The organism is Streptomyces aculeolatus, from assembly GCF_020400605.1.
GTDB classification, from domain to species: Bacteria; Actinomycetota; Actinomycetes; order Streptomycetales; family Streptomycetaceae; genus Streptomyces; species Streptomyces aculeolatus.
This window is the reverse complement of record NZ_JAINRD010000003.1, coordinates 357,265-377,408: the sequence shown is the minus strand read 5'-3', so window position 1 is coordinate 377,408 and position 20,144 is coordinate 357,265. Positions and strand designations below refer to the sequence as shown.

General features: G+C 73.8%; 18 protein-coding genes. 10 read left to right on the top strand and 8 right to left on the bottom strand.

All coding sequences use genetic code 11. The features are described from left to right. Positions 1–197 precede the first annotated feature (197 nt). From hydA to LG396_RS08075, 3 genes are read left to right on the top strand one after another with little or no spacing between them, the layout of a single operon-like run. Positions 198–1,598: a dihydropyrimidinase gene (hydA, locus tag LG396_RS08085; protein ID WP_130457620.1), complete on the top strand. Its 1,401-nt coding sequence runs from the start codon at positions 198–200 to the stop codon at positions 1,596–1,598. Positions 1,599–1,649: 51 nt separating this feature from the next. Continuing rightward, on the top strand, positions 1,650–2,669 hold the full coding sequence (locus tag LG396_RS08080) for a TIGR03842 family LLM class F420-dependent oxidoreductase (protein WP_027766323.1): 1,020 nt from the start codon (positions 1,650–1,652) through the stop codon (positions 2,667–2,669). 10 nt (positions 2,670–2,679) lie between these two features. Beyond that, complete coding sequence (locus LG396_RS08075) at positions 2,680–4,221, top strand: NCS1 family nucleobase:cation symporter-1 (protein WP_225794203.1); 1,542 nt, start codon at positions 2,680–2,682, stop codon at positions 4,219–4,221. 89 nt (positions 4,222–4,310) lie between these two features. Here LG396_RS08075 and LG396_RS08070 read toward each other — a convergent pair whose 3' ends face one another. Continuing rightward, complete coding sequence (locus LG396_RS08070; RefSeq protein WP_225794202.1) at positions 4,311–5,078, bottom strand: SIR2 family NAD-dependent protein deacylase; 768 nt, start codon at positions 5,076–5,078, stop codon at positions 4,311–4,313. 173 nt (positions 5,079–5,251) lie between these two features. On the opposite strand from LG396_RS08070, the gene LG396_RS08065 reads away from it, so the two are divergent. The 5 genes from LG396_RS08065 to LG396_RS08045 all read left to right on the top strand — a co-directional run bounded on the left by LG396_RS08065 (position 5,252) and on the right by LG396_RS08045 (position 10,999). Next, the gene (locus LG396_RS08065) at positions 5,252–6,112 is read left to right on the top strand and encodes an inositol monophosphatase family protein (protein WP_037746892.1); all 861 of its coding nucleotides are present in this window, start codon (positions 5,252–5,254) and stop codon (positions 6,110–6,112) included. Positions 6,113–6,206: 94 nt separating this feature from the next. Further along, positions 6,207–7,622 carry a phytoene desaturase family protein gene (locus LG396_RS08060; RefSeq protein ID WP_100301368.1) on the top strand — a complete coding sequence of 472 codons (1,416 nt, stop codon included), beginning with the start codon at positions 6,207–6,209 and terminating at the stop codon, positions 7,620–7,622. Between the two features lie 89 nt (positions 7,623–7,711). Then, positions 7,712–9,226 carry an AlkA N-terminal domain-containing protein gene (locus LG396_RS08055; RefSeq protein WP_225794201.1) on the top strand — a complete coding sequence of 505 codons (1,515 nt, stop codon included), beginning with the start codon at positions 7,712–7,714 and terminating at the stop codon, positions 9,224–9,226. A gap of 5 nt (positions 9,227–9,231) precedes the next feature. Further along, positions 9,232–9,717: a methylated-DNA--[protein]-cysteine S-methyltransferase gene (locus LG396_RS08050; protein ID WP_018837067.1), complete on the top strand. Its 486-nt coding sequence runs from the start codon at positions 9,232–9,234 to the stop codon at positions 9,715–9,717. Positions 9,718–9,871: 154 nt separating this feature from the next. Continuing rightward, a complete protein-coding gene (locus LG396_RS08045) occupies positions 9,872–10,999 on the top strand; it encodes a glycerate kinase (protein WP_225794278.1) in 1,128 nt (375 codons plus the stop codon). Positions 11,000–11,041: 42 nt separating this feature from the next. On the opposite strand, the gene LG396_RS08040 is transcribed toward LG396_RS08045, so the two are convergent. Continuing rightward, positions 11,042–11,683, bottom strand: coding sequence for a DsbA family oxidoreductase (locus LG396_RS08040; RefSeq protein ID WP_225794200.1), 642 nt, complete (start codon positions 11,681–11,683; stop codon positions 11,042–11,044). Between the two features lie 21 nt (positions 11,684–11,704). Then, positions 11,705–12,412, bottom strand: a complete 708-nt coding sequence (locus LG396_RS08035) for an SDR family NAD(P)-dependent oxidoreductase (protein ID WP_225794199.1) — start codon at positions 12,410–12,412, stop codon at positions 11,705–11,707. Positions 12,413–12,523: 111 nt separating this feature from the next. Between LG396_RS08035 and LG396_RS08030 the strand changes: the two genes are divergently transcribed. Then, on the top strand, positions 12,524–13,441 hold the full coding sequence (locus LG396_RS08030) for a helix-turn-helix transcriptional regulator (RefSeq protein ID WP_225794198.1): 918 nt from the start codon (positions 12,524–12,526) through the stop codon (positions 13,439–13,441). 31 nt (positions 13,442–13,472) lie between these two features. Here the strand turns inward: LG396_RS08030 and LG396_RS08025 are convergent, their stop codons facing one another. Next, positions 13,473–14,432 carry a LysR family transcriptional regulator gene (locus LG396_RS08025; RefSeq protein WP_225794197.1) on the bottom strand — a complete coding sequence of 320 codons (960 nt, stop codon included), beginning with the start codon at positions 14,430–14,432 and terminating at the stop codon, positions 13,473–13,475. A gap of 106 nt (positions 14,433–14,538) precedes the next feature. Here LG396_RS08025 and LG396_RS08020 point away from each other — a divergent pair, with 106 nt between their 5' ends. After that, the gene (locus LG396_RS08020; protein ID WP_225794196.1) at positions 14,539–16,551 is read left to right on the top strand and encodes a M4 family metallopeptidase; all 2,013 of its coding nucleotides are present in this window, start codon (positions 14,539–14,541) and stop codon (positions 16,549–16,551) included. A gap of 201 nt (positions 16,552–16,752) precedes the next feature. On the opposite strand, the gene pssA is transcribed toward LG396_RS08020, so the two are convergent. The 4 genes from pssA to LG396_RS08000 all read right to left on the bottom strand — a co-directional run bounded on the left by pssA (position 16,753) and on the right by LG396_RS08000 (position 20,144). Further along, positions 16,753–17,601 (bottom strand): CDP-diacylglycerol--serine O-phosphatidyltransferase, encoded by an 849-nt coding sequence (gene pssA / locus LG396_RS08015; protein ID WP_018837073.1) that lies wholly within the window; start codon positions 17,599–17,601, stop codon positions 16,753–16,755. Continuing rightward, entirely contained in the window at positions 17,588–18,241 is a 654-nt protein-coding gene (locus LG396_RS08010; RefSeq protein ID WP_026276331.1) for a phosphatidylserine decarboxylase, read from the bottom strand. The genes pssA and LG396_RS08010 overlap by 14 nt, the downstream gene beginning before the upstream one ends. A 167-nt stretch (positions 18,242–18,408) precedes the next feature. Next, positions 18,409–19,626, bottom strand: a complete 1,218-nt coding sequence (locus tag LG396_RS08005; protein WP_225794195.1) for an acyl-CoA dehydrogenase family protein — start codon at positions 19,624–19,626, stop codon at positions 18,409–18,411. After that, positions 19,626–20,144 carry a MaoC family dehydratase gene (locus LG396_RS08000; protein WP_018837076.1) on the bottom strand — a complete coding sequence of 173 codons (519 nt, stop codon included), beginning with the start codon at positions 20,142–20,144 and terminating at the stop codon, positions 19,626–19,628. The genes LG396_RS08005 and LG396_RS08000 overlap by 1 nt, the downstream gene beginning before the upstream one ends.

Here is a 20,144-nt window from a genome sequence, read left to right as displayed (position 1 = left end):
ACAAGGTGTGCAGAACGCACGGGTACGGCGCGCCGCGGGGCCGCAGCCGCGGGTGCGGACCGCGCCACGCGGTGGCGAAGCGCGGCTGCCGCGGTATTGCCGAGCGCGGTGCCATGCTTCTACGGTCTTCGCACGCAGCTCGACTCTACGGGTGTAGACCCCTGGTGACGTCGCGTCACCGGAAGGGAGCAGAGGCCGTGAGCCGTACAGTCATCACCGGCGGTCTTGTCATCACCGCCGCCGACGAGATCCACGCCGACGTGCTCGTCGAGGACGGCCGGGTCATCGCCCTCGCCGCGCACGGCAGCGACGCCGCCGCCGGCTGGCGCGCCGGTGCCGCCGTGCTCGACGCCGCCGGCAAGTACGTCATCCCGGGCGGCGTCGACGCCCACACCCATATGGAGCTGCCGTTCGGCGGCACGTTCGCCTCGGACACGTTCGAGACCGGCACCCGCGCCGCCGCCTGGGGCGGCACGACGACCATCGTGGACTTCGCCGTCCAGAAGCAGGGCAGCGCGCTGCGCGAGGGCCTGGACGCCTGGCACGCCAAGGCGGACGCCCAGTGCAGCATCGACTACGCCTTCCACATGATCCTCTCCGACGTCAACGAGCACACGCTCAAGGAGATGGACGGCCTGGTCGAGGAGGGCGTGACCTCCTTCAAGCTGTTCATGGCCTACCCCGGCGTCTTCTACAGCGACGACGGGCAGATCCTGCGCGCCATGCAGCGCGCCGCCGGCAACGGCGGGCTGATCATGATGCACGCGGAGAACGGCATCGCCATCGACGTCCTCGTCGAACAGGCACTCAAGGCCGGCAAGACCGACCCGCGCTACCACGGCGAGGTGCGCAAGGTCCTGCTGGAGGCCGAGGCCACGCACCGCGCCATCCAGCTCGCCCGGGTCGCCGGCAGCCCGCTGTACGTCGTGCACGTCTCCGCCGAGGAGGCGGTCGCCGAGCTGGCCCAGGCCCGCGACGCCGGCCTGCCGGTCTTCGGCGAGACCTGCCCGCAGTACCTCTTCCTGTCCACCGACAACCTCGCCGAGCCGGACTTCGAGGGCTCCAAGTACGTCTGCTCCACGCCCCTGCGCCCCCGCGAGCACCAGGCGGCCCTGTGGCGCGGGCTGCGCACGGACGACCTCCAGGTCGTCTCCACCGACCACTGCCCCTTCTGCTTCGCCGACCAGAAGGAACTGGGCCGCGGCGACTTCTCCAAGATCCCCAACGGCCTGCCGGGCGTGGAGAACCGGATGGACCTCCTCCACCAGGCGGTGCTCGACGGGCACCTCACCCGGCGCCGCTGGATCGACATCGCCTGCGCCACCCCCGCGCGGATGTTCGGCCTGTACCCGCGCAAGGGCACCATCGCCCCCGGTTCCGACGCCGACATCGTCATCTACGACCCCGAGGCCCGCCAGACGCTCTCCGCGGCCACGCACCACATGAACGTCGACTACTCGGCGTACGAGGGCAAGGAGATCACCGGCCGCGTCGAGACCGTGCTCTCCCGCGGCGAAACGGTCCTCGAGGCGCGCGAGTTCACCGGCCACGCGGGACACGGCCAGTACATCCCGCGCGGCACCTGCCAGTTCCTGTAGAAACCAGCCACCAGACCCACACCTCCGGCATCGTTCACAAAGGGGGCCGAAGTGGATTTCGGACTCGTGCTGCAGACCGACCCGCCCGCATCCGCCGTCGTCGGCCTCATGCGCCGCGCCGAGCAGAACGGCTTCCGCTACGGCTGGACGTTCGACTCCACCGTCCTGTGGCAGGAGCCGTACGTCATCTACAGCCGCATCCTGGAGCACACCGACCGGCTCACCGTCGGCCCCATGGTCACCAACCCCGGCACCCGCGCCTGGGAGGTCACCGCCTCCGCGTTCGCCACCCTCAACGAGATGTACGGCAACCGCACCGTCTGCGGCATCGGCCGCGGCGACTCCGCCATGCGCGTCGCCGGCCGCCCGCCGAACACCCTGGCCCGCCTCGGCGACGCCATCCGCGCCATCCGCGACCTCGCCGAGGGCCGCGAGGCCCTCGTCGACCGCGAGTCCGGCACGACGCTCAGCCTGCCGTGGGTCGAGAACGGCCGGCTGCCGGTGTGGATGGCCGCGTACGGGCCGAAGGCGCTGGCGCTCGCCGGTCAGGTCGCGGACGGCTTCATCCTGCAACTGTCCGACGTCTACCTCACGGAGTTCATGGTCAAGGCCGTCCGCACCGCCGCCGCCCAGGCCGGCCGCGACCCGGACGACCTGACGATCTGCGTCGCCGCCCCCGCGTACGTCACGGACGGCACCCCCGAGGGGCTGGCGCACGCGCGTGAGCAGTGCCGCTGGTTCGGCGGCATGGTCGGCAACCACGTGGCCGACCTCGTCGACCGCTACGGCGAGCACTCCGACGTCGTCCCCGAGGCGCTGACGGCGTACGTCAAGCAGCGCAAGGGCTACGACTACTCCCACCACGGCCGCGCCGGGAACCCCTCCACCGACTTCGTGCCCGACGACATCGTCGACCGCTTCTGCATCCTGGGCCCCGTCGAGGCGCACCTGGAGAAGCTGGGCCGGCTGCGGGAGCTGGGCGTGCACCAGTTCGCGATCTACGCGATGCACGACGCGAAGGAGTCCACCGTCGACGCGTACGGGAAATACGTCATCCCGGCGCTGGCCTGAAGGGGGAGCCATGGCTGCCGACGCCGCACCACCGCCCTACCCGCAGCCCCCGGCCGACGGCAGGGTGGAACTCGCCCCCGCCGACGACCTCGCCGGCAGCCGCTACGCCAACGGCGACCTGCTCCCCGTTCCGGCCGCGCAGCGGACCTGGACCACCTACAACTTCGCGGCGCTGTGGGTCGGCATGGCGGTCAACGTGCCGACCTGGACGCTGGCCGCGGGCCTCATCGCGCTGGGCATGGACTGGAAGCAGGCCGTCCTCACCATCGCCCTGGCGAACGTCATCGTGCTGCTGCCGATGCTGCTGACCGGCCACGCGGGACCGAAGTACGGGATCCCCTTCCCCGTCCTGGCCCGCTCGTCGTTCGGCGTGGTCGGCGCCAACCTGCCGGCGCTGCTGCGCGGCGTCGTCGCCTGTGCCTGGTTCGGCATCCAGACGTGGATCGGCGGCCAGGCGATCTACTTCCTGGCCGGGAAGATCATCGGGGCCGGGAGCTGGTGGGTCGAGGCCGGCTCGTGGGGCGGCTACCCGTGGCCGCAGTGGCTGTGCTTCGTGCTGTTCTGGCTGGTCGAGGTCGGCATCATCCTCTTCGGCATGGAGGGGGTGAAGAAGCTGGAGAACTGGGCCGCGCCGCTGATGCTCGCGGGCGCGGTGGCGCTGCTCATATGGATCGCCGACCAGGCCGGCGGCTTCGGCCCGCTGCTGGACGAGCCGTCCGAGCTGGGCTGGGGGGCCGAGTTCTGGAAGGTGTTCTTCCCCGCCCTCATGGGCATGATCGGCTTCTGGTCGACGCTGTCGCTGAACATCCCGGACTTCACCCGCTTCGGCGCCGGCCAGCGCGCGCAGATATGGGGCCAGTCCCTCGGACTGCCCACCACGATGGCCGCGTTCGCGCTGCTGTCCGTGCTGGTCACCTCCGGCTCGCAGGCGGTCTACGGCAAGCCGATCTGGGAACCGGCGGAGCTGGCCGCGCGCATGGACACCAAACTGGGCATCGCCTTCGCCCTGTTCGTCATCCTGCTCGCCACCCTGACCACGAACGTCGCCGCCAACCTGGTCAGTCCGGCGTACGACCTGTCCAACCTGGCGCCGAAGGCCATCAGCTTCCGCACCGGATCGCTGATCGCCTGCACCGCGGGCATGCTGATGTTCCCGTGGGAGCTGATCGCCAACCCGGACATCTACATCTTCGTCTGGCTCGGCACCTACGGCGGCCTGCTGGGCGCGGTCGCCGGCGTGCTGATCGCCGACTACTGGCTCGTCCGCCGCACCGCGCTGGCCCTGCCCGACCTGTACCGCCGCGACGGCGCGTACTGGTACACGGGCGGCTGGAACTGGCGCGGCGTGCTGGCCTTCGCGGTCGGCGGCCTGCTGGCCGTCGGCGGCTCCCACACCGACGCGGGCGCCTCAGGACCGTACCCCGAGGACGGCCTGATCCCGTTCCTGAAGCCGCTGGCGGACTACGGCTGGGCGGTGGGCCTGGGCACGTCGCTGATCCTGTACACGGCACTGATGTCCGGAGCACGGAGGAAGCACGCCCCGACGCCGTGAGCGGCCGGGGGCGCACGCGACGCCCAGTCCTCGTCCGGCGCGTCGGCGCGGGAGGGCGGCTGCCGGAAGCCTCCCGCCGGGCTCGGTCTTCAATCGCTCTTTCCGGGAGACGGGGACAGGCGCGCCAGCAGGGGCGGCAGGGCTTCGCCGATGGGCCTGCGGACCACCTCGGCCGCGAGGTGGTCGTACGGGGTGGGCTCGGCGTTGACGACGACCAGCCGGGCTCCCGCGGCCGCCGCGCGGCCCGCGAGGGAGGCCGCCGGCTGGACCTGGAGGCTGCTGCCCACCGCCAGGAAGACGTCCGCCGCCTCGGCCACCGCCACCGCCGTGGCCAGGACCTCCGGGTCCAGCGCCTGGCCGAACATCACCGTCGCCGACTTCAGGATCCCGCCGCACTCCCGGCACGGCGGGTCCGGCTCACCGGCCGCCACCCGCCGCAGCGCCTCCGACATCGGCCCGCGCCACGGGCAGGCCGTGCACACCGCGGTACGGGACGAGCCGTGCAGCTCCAGCACCTTGCGGTCGGGCAGCCCCGCGAGCTGGTGCAGCCCGTCGACGTTCTGCGTGACCACCCGCACCGGCGTCCCCGCGCGGGCCAGCTCGGCGACGGCCGTGTGCGCGGCGTTGGGGCGGGGGTCGCGGGCGGCGGCGTCGCGGCGCATCAGCCAGGAGCGGCGCCTGACCTCGGGGTCGGCCATGTAGTCGGCGTACGTGACGAGCCTCTGCGCCTCCGGGTCCCGCCGCCAGAGCCCGTTCGGGCCGCGGTAGTCGGGGATGCCGGAGTCCGTGGAGATCCCGGCGCCGCTGAGGATCGCCACCAGCGGCCGCCGCCCCGCACCCTCCGTCGCCTCGGACATGCGCACAGGGTAGGGCCCGCGCCCTCCCGGCCGCGCCCGGCTTTTTTCGCGGACGCCCGGCCGGCGCGTCCGTCCGCGAGGCGCGGGGCGCGGGGCGCGGGGCCCTGCCCGGTGCCGGTCCCAGCCCTCGACCGCATTCCGCGTCCGGCGCTCCCGCATGGTTCGATGGACATATGATCGACGACTTCGTGGCGTCCGCCGACGCCCTCGACCGGGTCGAGGACGCCCTGCGCAAGGCGGCGGCCGAGGAGGTCATGCCCCGCTTCCGGCAGCTCGGCGCGGACGAGATCACGCAGAAGGACGGCCCGCACGACCTGGTCACGGTCGCCGACCAGCGGGCCGAGCTGCACCTGGAGCGCAACCTCACCGCGCTGCTGCCCGGCTCCGTGCTCGTCGGCGAGGAGGGCACGCACGCCGACCCCGGCCGGCTCGCCGCGCTGCGCGGGGACGCGCCGGTGTGGATCGTGGACCCCGTCGACGGCACCCGGCAGTTCGTCCGCGGCGAACCCGGCTTCTGCATGCTCGTCGCCCTCGCGCACCGCGGCGAGGTGCTGGTCTCCTGGACGTACCTGCCGGCCAAGGACCTCATGGCCGTCGCCCGCCGCGGCGGCGGCGCGCACCTCGTCGGCGGCGAGGAGCTGCACGCCGGCGTGCCCGAGCCCGGGCACGAGCTGGACGTCGCGGTCTCCCACCACGACTTCACCACCGACGCCGAGAAGCGCGCCCTCGCCCGTCTCGACGTCCCCGGGGTACGGGCCCGGCCCTGCGGCTCCGCCGGGCACGACTACCTGTCCGTGGCCCGCGGCGAGATCGACGCCGTCGCGTTCTCCTGGGAGAAGCCCTGGGACCACGCCGCCGGTCTGCTGCTCGTCGCCGAGGCGGGCGGCGCCAGCGGCACCGTCGCGGGGGAGCCGTTCCGGGTGGCCGGCGGCAACGCCCTGCCGTTCACCGCGGCGCGGGACGCGGAGACGGCGCGGCATATCCTTGCCCTGCTGGCCGGACCGGGCCGCGGCGTACCGGGGACGGCCCTCTAGGGTGGTGGATCTGCCGGATCGGGCGGGCCCGGCCCGGGATGTTCCACCGGAAGAGCCCTGAGCCCAGTCAGCGACGACGGGAGTGGCGAGGCGGATGACGACACTGGTCGACGTGGTGGTCGTAGGTGCGGGGCCCAACGGGCTGACCGCCGCCGTCGAGCTCGCCCGGCGCGGCTTCACGGTCGAGGTTTTCGAGGCCCGCGACTCCATCGGCGGCGGGGCGAGCACCGCCGAGCTGACCCTGCCGGGCTTCCGGCACGACCCGTGCTCGGCCGCCCACCCGTTCGGCATCGGCTCCCCGGTCTTCCGCGAACTCCCGCTGGCCGACCACGGGCTGGAGTGGGTGCACAGCGAACTGGCCATGGCGCACCCGTTCCCCGACGGCTCCGCGGCCGTCCTCTCCCGCTCCGTGGGCGAGACGGCGACGTCGCTCGGCCCCCGCGACGCGGGCGTCTACCGGCGGCTGGTCGAGCCGTTCCTCGGCAAGTGGGAGACGCTGTCCTGGGACTTCTTCACCGCCTCGCTGCGCTCCGTGCCCCGCGACCCCGTCACCCTCCTGCGGCTCGGCCAGCTCGCGATGCCCGCGTCGCTGCTCAACCGCCGCTTCGACGGCGCGCACGCCCGCGGCATGATCGCCGGCCTCGCCGCGCACGCCATCGCCCCGCTGCACACGCCGATCACCGCGGCCATGGCCCTGACCTTCGCGCTCGCCGGGCACGCCGTCGGCTGGCCGGTGGCCCGCGGCGGCTCGCAGGCCATCTCCGACGCCCTCGCCGCGTACCTGCGCGAGCTGGGCGGGGAGATCCACACCGGGATCGAGGTCAAGCGGCTGGACGAGCTGCCCCCGGCGCGCGCGTACGTCTTCGACACCACCCCGACCGCGCTGGCGCGCATCGCCGGGCTCGGCGGCGCGTACGACGGCTTCCGCTACGGGCCGTCGGTGTTCAAGATCGACTACGCCCTGGACGGGCCGATGCCGTGGACCTCCGAGGAGGCGCGGCGCGCCACGACCGTGCACGTCGGGCCCACCGAGGGCGAGATCGGCGCGGCCCTCGACGCCGCCGTGCACGGCGTCGAGCCCTCCGTGCCGTTCCTCATCACCTGCCAGCCCACCATCGCCGACCGCACCCGCGCGCCCGAGGGCAAGCACACCTTCTGGGTCTACGGGCACGTGCCCAACAGCTGGGAAGGCGACGCCACCGACGTCATCGAACGGCAGCTGGAGCGCTTCGCCCCCGGATTCCGCGACCTCGTGCTGGCCCGCGCCACCGCCGGACCGCCCCAACTGGCCGCGCGCAACGCCAACTACGTCGGCGGCGACATCGCCGCCGGCGCGTTCTCCGGCATGCAGACCCTGATGCGCCCCCGGCTCGCCCGGGTGCCGTGGGCCACGGTGCACCCCCGTGTCTTCCTGTGCTCCTCGTCCACGTACCCCGGCCCCGGCGTGCACGGGATGGGCGGCCACAACGCGGCCCGCGCGGTGTTCCGCACGCTCACGCGGTCCCGCTGACGGAAGCGCTCCGGGAGCCCGCCGCGGCCGCAGGGCATGATGTCGGATTCTCGCTAGCTTTCGCCCCCGCGGTGGACGAGTCTGGAGACATGTTCACCGACACGGAGCGCTGCGTACGGGCCGTCCAGTCCAAGGACGCCCGCTTCGACGGCTGGTTCTTCACCGGGGTGCTGACCACCGGCATCTACTGCCGGCCCAGCTGCCCCGTCGTCCCGCCCAAGCCGCAGAACATGCGGTTCTACCCCAGCGCCGCCGCCGCCCAGCAGGCCGGCTTCCGCGCCTGCAAGCGGTGCCGCCCCGACACCAGCCCCGGCTCCCCGGAGTGGAACCACCGGGCCGACCTCACCGCCCGCGCCATGCGGCTCATCGCCGACGGCGTCGTCGACCGCGACGGCGTCGCGGGCCTGGCCGCCCGGCTCGGCTACAGCACCCGCCAGGTCGAACGCCAGCTCCGGGCCGAGCTCGGCGCGGGCCCGCTCGCACTCGCCCGCGCCCAGCGCGCCCAGACCGCGCGCGTCCTCATCGAGACCTCCCCGCTGCCCATGGCCGACGTCGCCTTCGCCGCCGGCTTCTCCTCCATCCGCACCTTCAACGACACCGTCCAGGAGGTCTTCGCCCTCGCCCCCACGGAACTGCGCCGCCGCGCCACCCGCACCCGCGCCGGCACGGGCGGCACCGGCGTTACCGGCACCGCCCCCGGCGCCATCAGCCTCCGGCTGCCCTTCCGCCAGCCGCTCACCCCCGACAACCTCTTCGGCCACCTCGTCGCCACCGCCGTCCCCGGCGTCGAGGAGTGGCGCGGCGGCGCGTACCGGCGCACGCTGCGCCTCCCGTACGGGCACGGCATCGCCGCGCTCACGCCGCGGCCCGGCCCCCACCCCTACATCTCGGCCCGCCTCGCCCTCACCGACCAGCGCGACCTCGCCATCGCCATCAGCCGCTGCCGCCGGCTGCTCGACCTCGACGCCGACCCCGTCGCCGTCGACGAGCAGCTCGCCCGCGACCCCCAGCTCGCCGAGCTGATCGCCAAGGCGCCCGGACGGCGGGTGCCGCGCACCACGGACGGCGCCGAGTTCGCCGTACGGGCCGTGCTCGGCCAGCAGGTCTCCACCGCCGCCGCCCGCACCCACGCGGGCCGGCTGGTGACCGCGTACGGAACGGAGATCGAGGACACCGAAGGCGGCCTCACCCACCTCTTCCCCGAGCCCGGCGCGCTCGCCCGGCTCGACCCCGGCCGGCTCGCCATGCCGCAGACCCGGCGCACCACCCTCACCGCGCTCGTCGCCGCCCTCGCCGCCGGCGACCTCGACCTCGGCGGCGGCAGCGACTGGGAGCAGGCCCGCCGGCAGCTCGCCGAGCTGCCCGGCATCGGCCCCTGGACCGTCGAGGTCGTCGCCATGCGCGCCCTCGGCGACCCCGACGCCTTCCCGGCCACCGACCTCGGCGTCCGCAAGGCCGCCGCAGGCCTCGGCCTGCCCGGCAGCCCCGCGGCGCTCGTCCGCCACTCCGCCGCCTGGCGGCCCTGGCGGGCGTACGCCGTGCAGTACCTCTGGGCGGCGCCGCCCGCCGGCGACCACCCGATCAACCTGATGCCCACGGAGTGAAGGACATGCGAACCCACACCACCGTCGACAGCCCCGTAGGACCCCTCACCCTCGTCGCCGAGGACGACAGCCTCACCGGGCTCTACATGACCGACCAGCGCCACCGCCCCGCGGACGAGACCTTCGGCACCCCCGCCGACCCCGCCGACCCGCCGTTCGCGGCGGCCGCCGCGCAGCTCACCGCGTACTTCGCCGGGGAGCGCACCGACTTCGACCTGCCGCTGCACCTGGCCGGCACGCCGTTCCAGCAGCGGGTGTGGGAGCAGCTGCGGCAGATCCCGTACGGCGAGACGATCTCCTACGGCGAACTCGCCGAGCGCGTCGGCAACCCCGCCGCCTCCCGCGCCGTCGGCATGGCCAACGGCCGCAACCCCGTCGGGATCATCGTCCCCTGCCACCGCGTCGTCGGCGCCAACGGCAGCCTCACCGGGTACGGGGGCGGGATCGACCGCAAGAAGCAGCTGCTCGCGCTGGAGCGGCGGGAGGGCTGAGAGGTTCCGGTACGGGCCCGGGGACGGCGGCTGCGCCGGCCCCGGGCCCGTCGCCGTGGTGACGTACGCAATGGGCAAGGCGGCGGCGGTCCGGATAGGGTCGCAGCGGCGTGACCAGGACCAGAGCAAGGGGCGGAAAGTGACGCAGCCAGCAGTGACCCGGGTGCTGATCGCGGCCGACAAGTTCAAGGGCTCCCTGACCGCGGCGCAGGTCGCCGAGCGGGTGACCGCCGGCCTGCGCAAGGTCGCGCCGGACCTCGCCGTCGAGTCCCTGCCCGTCGCCGACGGCGGCGACGGCACGGTTGCCGCCGCGCTGGCCGCCGGCTTCGAACGCCGCGAGGCACGGGTCACCGGGCCGCTCGGCGAACCCGTCACCGCCGCGTACGCGCTGCGCGACGGCACCGCCGTCGTCGAGATGGCCGAGGCGTCCGGGCTGCAACTGCTGCCCCCCGGCCGGTTCGCGCCGCGCACCGCCACCACGTACGGCAGCGGCGAACTCCTGCGCGCGGCGCTCGACGCCGGGGCGCGGACCATCGTCTTCGGCGTCGGCGGCAGCGCGACCACCGACGGCGGCGCGGGCATGCTCGCGGCGCTGGGCGGGGTCTTCCTCGACGCGGACGGGGCCGCGGTCGGCCCCGGCGGCGGACCGCTGGCCGGGCTGGCGCGGGCGGACCTCAGCGGCATCGACCCGCGGTTCGCCGACGTGGAACTGGTCCTCGCCAGCGACGTCGACAACCCGCTGACGGGGCCGACCGGGGCGCCGGCGGTCTACGGGCCGCAGAAGGGCGCAAGCGCGGCCGATGTCGAGGCGCTGGACGCCGCGCTCGCGCACTACGTGCGGGTGCTGGAGCAGGCCGCGGGGCCCCGGGCGGCATCGCTGGCGCTCCAGCCGGGCGCGGGGGCGGCGGGAGGCATCGGGTACGGGGCGCTCGTCGGCCTCGGCGCGGTCTTCCGGCCCGGGATCGAGGTGCTGCTCGACGTCCTCGGCTTCGAGGCGGCGCTCGCGCGGGCGGACCTGGTGATCACCGGGGAGGGGTCGCTCGACCGCCAGACGCTGCACGGCAAGGCCCCGGCGGGGGTGGCGGCGGCGGCCCGGGCGGCGGGCAAGCGGGTCGTGGCGGTGTGCGGGGGCCTGTCGATCGACGAGGCGGCGCTGCGGTCCGCGGGGATCGAGCGGGCGTACGCGCTGTCCGCGGTGGAACCGGACGTCGCGCGCTCGATGCGCGACGCGGGGCCGCTGCTGGAGTCGGTGGCGGAGGCTCTGGCCCGCGACTACGTATGACCGGCGGGGGCCGGCGGGCTCGCGCCCCCCGGCCCGGGGCGGTCATCCGGCCCGCGTGAGCGGGGTCAGCGCCGCGCGGTAGGCAGTCTCGGGCTGCTCGCCTTCGAGGACCGTCCCGTCGCCGAAGCGGACGTACGGCACGGAGCCGACGTGGACGCCGAGCGCGCGGACACGGCCGAGTTCTGCGCGCAACGCGGCGGCGTCGGCGGTGCCGTGGGCGTCGGCGGCTGCCGCCACACCGGCCTCGGCGGACAGCCGGGCCAAGGTGGTGCGGTCGGAGATCAGCAGCCCGTCGGTGAAGTACGCCCGGAACAGCCGCTCCGCCATCCGCTCGCCGAGCCCCTGCCGGGCCGCGCGCGCAACCAGCCGGTGAGCCTCGAAGGTGTTGGTGAACAAGGCACGTTCAAAGCGGAGCTCCAGGCCGTCCGCCGTGCCGAACGAGGTGTCCGACGCGACCTGCCGTACGAACGCCTCGCCCCGGGTCCGCCGCCACACCTCGAACAGCGGCTCACCGGCGGACGGCGCCTCCGGCTCGGCCTGGAAGGGGCGAACGGCCACGGCGACCGCGCCGCCGCCGTCGGCGCGATGGTGGCGGACGGCCCGGGTGAGGCGGGTGAAGCCGAGGTAGCAGCGGACGCAGGCGAGGTCCAGGGCGATCTCGGCACGGCGAACGTGGCTGGTCATGGTCGGTCCTTTCGGGGGTGGTCACCAGGGGAGCGGGCCGGCGGCGGAGAAGTAGCCGCCGGTGGGGCCGCCGGGTCCGGCGGTGGCCATGCGCACGATGATCTCGGCGCCCTCGGCGACCGTCCGGTCTCCGGCGTGGCCGTTGAAGTCGGTCGCGGTCAGGCCGGGGTCGACGGCGTTGATCCTGAAGTGCGGGAGGGCGTGGGCGTACTGGACGGTGACCATGTTCAGCGCGGCCTTGGAGGAGCCGTACGACAGCGCCGGGAGCCACACGGGCACGGACGAGGCGTGGGCGGGCGGGTCGGCGGCTACGGTCAGTGACCCAAGGCCGCTGCTGACGTTCACGACGACGGGCGCCTCGCCCGCTTCGAGCAGCGGCAAGAAGGCGTGGGTGACCCGTACGGCGCCGAAGACGTTGGTGTCGTAGACGGTCAGCAGGTCGTCGGCGGTGGCCTCCGCGGCGGAGGCGGCGGGGCCGCTGATCCCGGCGTTGTTGACCAGCACGTCGAGGCGGCCCGCCTCCTCCCGGACGAGCTTCGCGGCGGTTCGTACCGAATGCTCACTGGTCACGTCGAGTTCCAGGGGGCGGGCCCCGATCCGCCGCGCGGCCTCCTCGCCGCGCCGGGCGTCCCGCGCCCCGAGATAGACGGTGTGCCCGGCCCCGGCCAGTCGCCGGGCGGTCTCCAGACCGAGCCCTCTGGTGGCACCGGTGATGAGTGCGGTTCGCATGCCGCCAGTGTCGGAGCCGCACGCGGGGACAGGGAGTACCGGGTTCTTCCTGGCAAAAGCGGTACCAGGCTGGGCGCGCGGGTCCCGCCGCCACGGCCGGATACTGGACCCATGCGCGATACGGGGAACGGGGACGGGAACAGCGGATCCCCCGGCGGTGACGGCGCGGGCGTCGACCTCGCCGGCGCGCTGCGGAGCTGGCGCGACCGGCTGGACCCGGCGACGGCCGGACTGCCGGCCGGACGCGCGCGGCGCGCGCCGGGGCTGCGGCGCCAGGAACTGGCCCAGCTCGCCGGGATGTCCGTCGACTACGTCATCCGCCTCGAGCAGGGCCGCGCCAGGTCCCCGTCACCCCAGATCCTCACCGCCCTCGCCCGGGCCCTGCGGCTGTCGGAACCGGAACGCCGCCACCTGTTCCTTCTCGCGGGCCGGCCCGCGCCCACCACCGACCGCATCCCGTCCCACGTCACCCCCGGCGTCCAGCGCATGCTCGACCAGATGCGGGCCACCCCGGTCGGGGTGTTCGACGCCGCGTGGACCCTGACCGCCTGGAACCGGATGTACGCCGCGCTGCACGGCGACCCCTCCGGCCACACGGAGCGCGAGCGCAACGTCCTCTGGCGCCACTTCACCGGACGCCGCGACCGCGTGACCCACACCCCCGAACAACGAGCCCGCTTCGAGACCGCCACCGTCGCCGACCTGCGCTCCGCGACCGCCCGTTACCCCGCCGACCGGCCCCTGCGCACCCTCATCGCCGACCTCCGCCGCGCCAGCGACCACTTCGCCCGGCTCTGGGACTCCCAGGCGGTGGGCGCCCACACCATGGACACCAAGACCGTCCACCACCCCGACGTCGGCCCGCTCGTCCTCGACTGCGACGTCCTCAACGCGCCCGGCAGCGACCTGCACGTGGTCGTCCACACCGCCGCCCCGGGAACCGACGCCGCGGACAAGCTGAGCCTGCTCGCGGTCATCGGCACCCAGGCGATGACGGAGCCCGGCGGCGCCGCCACCGGAATCGGCTGAGGAGCCCCGAGCGGGTCGCCCCGGCCGCCCCTCACGTCCGCTCCGGATGTACCTCCGGGTGCTCCTTCCACCACACCCCGTACCGCGGGTTGTTCTCCAGCCCCGCGACGTACGCCCGTGCCGCCGCCCGGTACAGCGCACCCGCCTGTTCCGCCGGGACCGCGCGGCGTTGCCACGCCAGGGTCAGGCGCCCCCTGATCGGGTCTCCCGCCAGGGGGCGCAGGACCACCCCCGCCGTCGCCGGGGCCGTGGGCTGGAAGACCGCCACCGCGCGGCCCGCCGCTATCAGGCGGCGGTTCAGGGCCGTGTCGCCGATGCGGTAGCGCAGCGACGGGGCGAAGCCCGCACCCGCGCACGCCGTGTGCAGGGCCTCCGGGCCGCCGTCGTCCTGGCTTGTCATCGCCATCCACTGCTCGTCCGCCAGCTCGCCCAGCTCCACCCGCTCTTGGTCCGCGAGGCGGTGCCGGGCCGACAGCGCGATCCAGAACGGCTCGCCCGCGACCAGCGTGCGGGCCGTGACGCCGGCCGGGAGCGGGGTGCGGTGGTCGTTGACCTCGCCGTAGAGGATCGCGTCGTAGTGGCCTGAGCCCAGCAGCCGCGTCAGCGCCGTGACCGAGTCCTCGCTGTCGACCGTCGCGTGCCGGCCCGGCAGCAGCTCGTCCAACTCCTGCACCAGCGCGCCGAGCATCACGAGCACGATGCTCCCCAGCCGCAGCGGCCCCGTCGCCGTCGTGGCCCGGGCGCCGGCCGCGAGCGCCTCCATCTCGCCGAGCACGCGGTGCGCCTTCGACAGGACGAACTCGCCGAGCGGCGTGGGCAGTACGCCCCGCGGGGTACGCGTGAACAGCATGCCGCCGGCCACCCGCTCGATGCGGCGGAGCTGGGCCGACAGCGCCGGCTGGGAGACGCCGAGGACACGGGCGGCGCCCGCGAGGCTGCCGGCCTCGGCGATCCGGCAGACAGCCTGCAGGTGCCGTAGCTCCAGCTCCATTCCGGCAGCGTATAACCCGGGAATTGGGGGCAGGTGGGATATCCCCCAACGGCCATGTCCATGTCGATACTCACCTCACCGGTTTCCCTAGAGGGGAGCAACAGACGTGAAGTCCACAAGACTTGGCGCGGTCGTGGCGGCACTCGCCCTGACCGCCGGCCTGACCGGTGCCTTCACCGGCACCACCAGCGCCGCTCCGCCGCCACCGGAGCGGCCGGGCGGCAAGGCACTCGCCCTCGCCGCCGCCGACCGCGCCGCGGTCAGCGGTCTCGACGGGCTGCGCCACAGCCCTGGCGAGGAACTCGTCCGCACCGGGGTGACGCCCTGGGACGACGGGCTCTACTACGCCGCGTACGAACGCACCTACCTCGGGCTGCCGGTCACCGGGGGCGACGCCGTCGTGCTCGCCGACAGCCGCGGCCGCGTCCTCGACGTGGCCGCCGCGCCCGCGCCCGAGCTGTCGCTCTCCCCGCGCGCCCGGATCTCCGCCGCGGCCGCCGAACGCACGGCCACCGCGCGGGTCGCCCACCCGGAGAAGGCCACCGCGCCCGAACTCGGCGTACTGCTCAAGGGCGGCGAGGCCGGCAAGGGCGTGCTGATCTGGAAGTCCACCGTCACCGGCACCACCGCCGCCGGCGCCCCCAGCGTGCGCGAGGTGTACGTCGACGCCCGTACCGGCAAGGTCGCCGAGACCCGCGAACAGGTCCGCGACGCCTCCGGGCAGGGCTACCACTACGGCACCGTCGAGATCGACACCGCCGCCAACTCCATGACCGACCCGGTCCGCACCGGCTTCCAGTGCGGCGGCCAGAACGGCGCCCCGTACACCACCCCGCCCTGGGGCAACGGCGGCGCGAACGACCTGGAGACCGCCTGCGTCGACATCATGTACGCGGCCCAGCAAGAGTTCGACATGCTCAAGGAGTGGACCGGCTACAACGGCCAGAACGGCCGCGGCGGCCTCGTCCCCGCCCGCGCCGGCCTCACCGTCGTCAACGCCTACTACGACGGCTCCAAGACCACCTACGGCCGCAATCAGACCGGCACCAACCAGCTCACCTCCATCGACGTCGTCGCGCACGAGTACGGGCACGAGATCTTCGACCGCACCCCCGGCAGTGCGGGCCCGGGCAGCGAGAACGGCGGCATGAACGAGTCCACCGGCGACATCTTCGGCGCCATCACCGAGGCGTACGTCAACAGCCCCGCCGACCCGCCCGACTACACCGTCGGCGAGAAGGCCCGCTTCTACGGCGACACCCGCCCCATCCGCAACATGTACAACCCGTCGCTGGTCAACGGCGACCCCAACTGCTACCCGCAACTCGGCCCCGGCACCGAGGTGCACGCCGCCGCGGGCCCGCAGAACCACTGGTTCTACCTGCTCGCCGAGGGCTCCAGCCCCGGCGGCGGCAAGCCGGACAGCCCGATCTGCGCCGGGGGCCCCTCCTCCGTCACCGGCGTCGGCGTCCAGAAGGCCGCGAAGATCTTCATGGGCGGGCTGCTGCTCAAGACCTCCGGCTGGAACCACCGCGCCGCGCGCGCCGCGACCGTCACCTCCGCGAAGGCCGCCTACGGCGCCACCGAGTGCAACGCGGTCAAGGCGGCCTGGAGCGCCATCGGCGTGCCCGCGGCGGCCGGCGAGGCCGACTGCGGCGGCAGCCAGACGCCGGACTTCTCCCTCGCGCTGTCGCCCGGCTCCGGCGGCGTCGAGGCCGGCGGCTCCGCCACGGCCACCGTGAGCACCACGACGACCGGCGGCGACCCGCAGAGCGTCGCGCTCACCGCCTCCGGCGCCCCCGACGGCGTCACGGCGTCCGTCTCCCCGGCGACGGTGACGTCCGGCGGCTCGGCGACCCTGACGCTCGACGTCGCCGCCGGGACCGCCGACGGCACGTACCCGATCACGGTGACCGGCACCGGCAGCGCCACGCACACGGTGACGTACACCCTGACCGTCGGCTCCGACCCGGGCCCCGGCACCTGGTCGGCCGGCACGTCCTACCGGGCCGGTGACACCGTCACGTACGGCGGCCGGAGCTACCGCTGCCTGCAGGCCCACACGGCCCTGCCGGGCTGGGAGCCGCCGAACGTCCCCGCGCTCTGGCAGCCCGTCTGACCCCGATCCAGGGCGGGCAGGCCGGAAAAGCCGTCGCGTCCGGGGGATCGATCCGGCCCCCGGACGCGACGGTGCGGTCCGTGTCCGCGGCTCGCCGGCCGCGGTCGTTCGCCGCGGTCCGCTGCCGCGGCCGTGTGCCGCCGTCGGCCACCGCGGCGGTTTTCCGTACGCCGCGGGCCGCGCGGCCCGCGTGCGCCCGGCTCAGCCCTGCGCCGCGGCGCGCGCCTCGCGGCGGCCGACGCGGAAGGTGTTCACCCGGCGGGCGGTGGCGAACAGCGGGATCGTCGCGGCCGTCACGATCTGCAGCGCGCAGCCGGTCTGGAGCAGAAGCTGCCCGTTCGGCGCGTCGAAGGCCCACGCGCCCAGGCAGGTCATGCTCACGAAGATCCAGACGAGCGTGGCCACCGCGAGCCGGCCGCGCGGCTTGGGGTACTCCACCCGGCTCACCATCAGCCAGGCCACCCCGACGATCGCCAGCAGCGTCGGCACGAACGGCAGCTCCAGCAGCACCACCGAGATCACCGTCAGCGCCCCGAAGGGGCTCGGCATGCCCTGGAAGACGCCGTCCCGCACGGTCACGCAGGAGAACCGGGCAAGCCGCAGCACCACCGCCAGCACCACGGCGACCGCGGCCACCGTGGAGACCCGCTGGTGCGCGTCGTCGGCGACCATGCCGTAGACCAGCACGAAGTACGCGGGCGCCAGCCCGAAGCTGATCAGGTCGGAGAGGTTGTCCAGCTCCGCGCCCATCGCCGAGCTGCGCAGCTTGCGCGCCACCAGGCCGTCGAAGAGGTCGAAGACCGAGGCGAGCAGCATGAGGATCACGGCGGTGGCGGCGCTGTGCCGCGCGATACCCCCGGCGTCCTCGCCCATCAGGTGCGGGACGAGCACGCCGGTGGTGGTGAAGTAGACGGCGAGGAAGCCGCAGGTCGCGTTCGCGAGGGTGAGGGTGTCGGCGATCGACAGCCGCGTCGACAGCGGCATGTCGTCGTCGTCCTCGTCGACCTCGGGGACCCAGCCGGCCTTCGTCTCCGGATCAATCACGGTCAAGGCGCGTCACCCCAGCGGTGGTGGCCTGGCCGACGTCCACGCCGGCCTCGATGCCCTGCGGCAGGTACACGTCGACGCGGGAGCCGAAGCGGATCAGCCCGACGCGCTCGCCCTGCTCGACCTTGGTGCCGCTCGTCACGTACGGCACGATGCGGCGCGCGACCGCGCCGGCGATCTGGACCATCTCGACGTCGCCGAGTTCGGTGTCCAGGTGCCACACGACGCGCTCGTTGTTCTCGCTCTCCTTGTTGAACGCCGGGACGTAGCCGCCGGGGACGTGCTCCACGGAGGTGACGGTGCCGGCCAGCGGCGCGCGGTTCACGTGCACGTTCAGCGGGCTCATGAAGATCGCGACCCGGGTGCGGCCGTCGGGCCACGGCATGATGCTCTGCACCACGCCGTCGGCGGGGGAGATGACCCGGCCGTCGGTGATCTCGCGGTCGGGGTCGCGGAAGAACCACAGCATGCCCGCCGCCAGCGCGGCGGGGGGCACGGCGGCCAGCCGGTCGGGCCAGCGCCCGGTGCGGCCGGCGCGGACAGCGGTGACGGCGGCGGTGGCCAAGGTCGGCAGGAGCCACGGCGATGCACCGCGCGCCAGGCGGACCCGGCGGCGCGGAACGTTATCTGGGCTGTGGGGCATGTTTGACCTTCGTAGCGGGAGGGGGCCGCGGTGATGGGGGACGGCGGCTTGTCGGGGATGCTATCGGTTGGCACCGGCAACTCGGCAAGCCGAAGCGAGCTTTCGCCCGCCGGGACCTCGTGACCGGCTGCCACGCCACCCCTGCCGCCTGCCCCTGAAGCAGTCCGTCAGCCCTGGGACCCGTACTCCTCCAGCAGTCGCCGCCCAATGATCATTTTCTGGATCTCGGCGGTGCCTTCGCCAATGAGAAGCATCGGCGCCTCCCGGTAGAGGCGCTCGATCTCGTACTCCTTGGAGAAGCCGTAGCCGCCGTGGATGCGGAACGCGTCTTCCACGACTTCCTTGCAGTACTCCGAAGCGAGATATTTGGCCATTCCCGCCTCTAGGTCGTTACGTTCTCCGGTGTCCTTTTTGCGTGCCGCTCTGACCATCATCGCATGGGCCGCCTCGACCTTGGTAGCCATCTCGGCCAGTTTGAACTGGATCGCCTGGTGCCGGGCGATCTGCCGGCCGAAGGCGTGCCGCTGCTGTGCGTAGCCGACACCGAGCTCGAAGGCGCGCTGGGCGACGCCGCAGCCGCGCGCGGCGACGTTCACGCGGCCTACCTCGACCCCGTCCATCATCTGGTAGAAGCCCCGGCCGGCGCCCTCGGGGCCGCCGAGCACCCGGTCGGCCGGGACGCGCAGCCCTTCCATGATCAGCTCGGTGGTGTCGACGCCCTTGTAGCCCATCTTGTCGATCTTGCCGGGGACGGTCAGCCCCGGCTTCACCGTGCCGAACCCGGGCTCCTTCTCCACCAGGAACGTCGTCATCGACCGGTGCGCGGGCGCGTCGGGGCCGTGGCCCTCGTCCGTCCGGCAGAGCACCGCGACCAGGGACGACGTGCCGCCGTTGGTCAGCCACATCTTCTGGCCGGTGAGCAGGTAGTCGCCGCCGTCCCCGTCCCGTACGCCCTTGGACGTGATCGCCGCCACGTCCGAGCCGAGCCCCGGCTCGGACATCGAGAACGCGCCGCGCACCTCCCCGGCGGCCATCAGCGGCAGGAAGTGCTCCCGCTGCTCCGCCGTGCCGTGCTGCTTGATCATGTACGCCACGATGAAGTGCGTGTTGATGATCCCCGAGACGCTCATCCAGCCGCGGGCGATCTCCTCCACGCACAGGGCGTACGTGAGCAGTGACTCGCCGAGCCCGCCGTACTCCTCGGGGATCATGAGGCCGAAAATCCCCAGGTCCTTCAGGCCCTCGACGATCTGCGCGGGATACTCGTCCCGGTGCTCCAGCTCGGTGGCCACCGGCAGGATCTCCTTGTCGACGAAGCCGCGCACGGTGGCGACGATCTCGCGCTGGATCTCCGTCAGGCCCTCCGTCTGCGCCAGCCGCCCCATCACTGCCCCCCGCCGTGCCCGGCCGGCTCCGGACGGCCCGGCTGTTCGCCGCCGCGCTCCCGGACGTACGCCTGCGTGGGCACCATCACCTTGCGCCGGAAGACGCAGACCAGGGTGCCGTCCTGCTTGTGGCCGCGGGTCTCGACGTGCACGATGCCGCGGTCGCCCTTCGACTTCGACGGCCACTTGTCCAGGACCGTCGTCTCGCCGTAGACCGTGTCGCCGTGGAAGGTGGGCGCCACGTGCTTCAGCGACTCGACCTCCAGGTTGGCGATCGCCTTGCCCGAGACGTCCGGCACGGACATGCCGAGCAGCAGGGAGTACACGTAGTTGCCGACGACGACGTTGCGGCCGAAGTCGGTGGCCTCGCCCGCGTAGTGCGCGTCGAGGTGCAGCGGGTGGTGGTTCATGGTCAGCAGGCAGAAGAGGTGGTCGTCGTACTCGGTGACGGTCTTGCCCGGCCAGTGCTTGTACACCGCGCCCGGCTCGAACTCCTCGTAGGTGCGTCCGAACTGCAT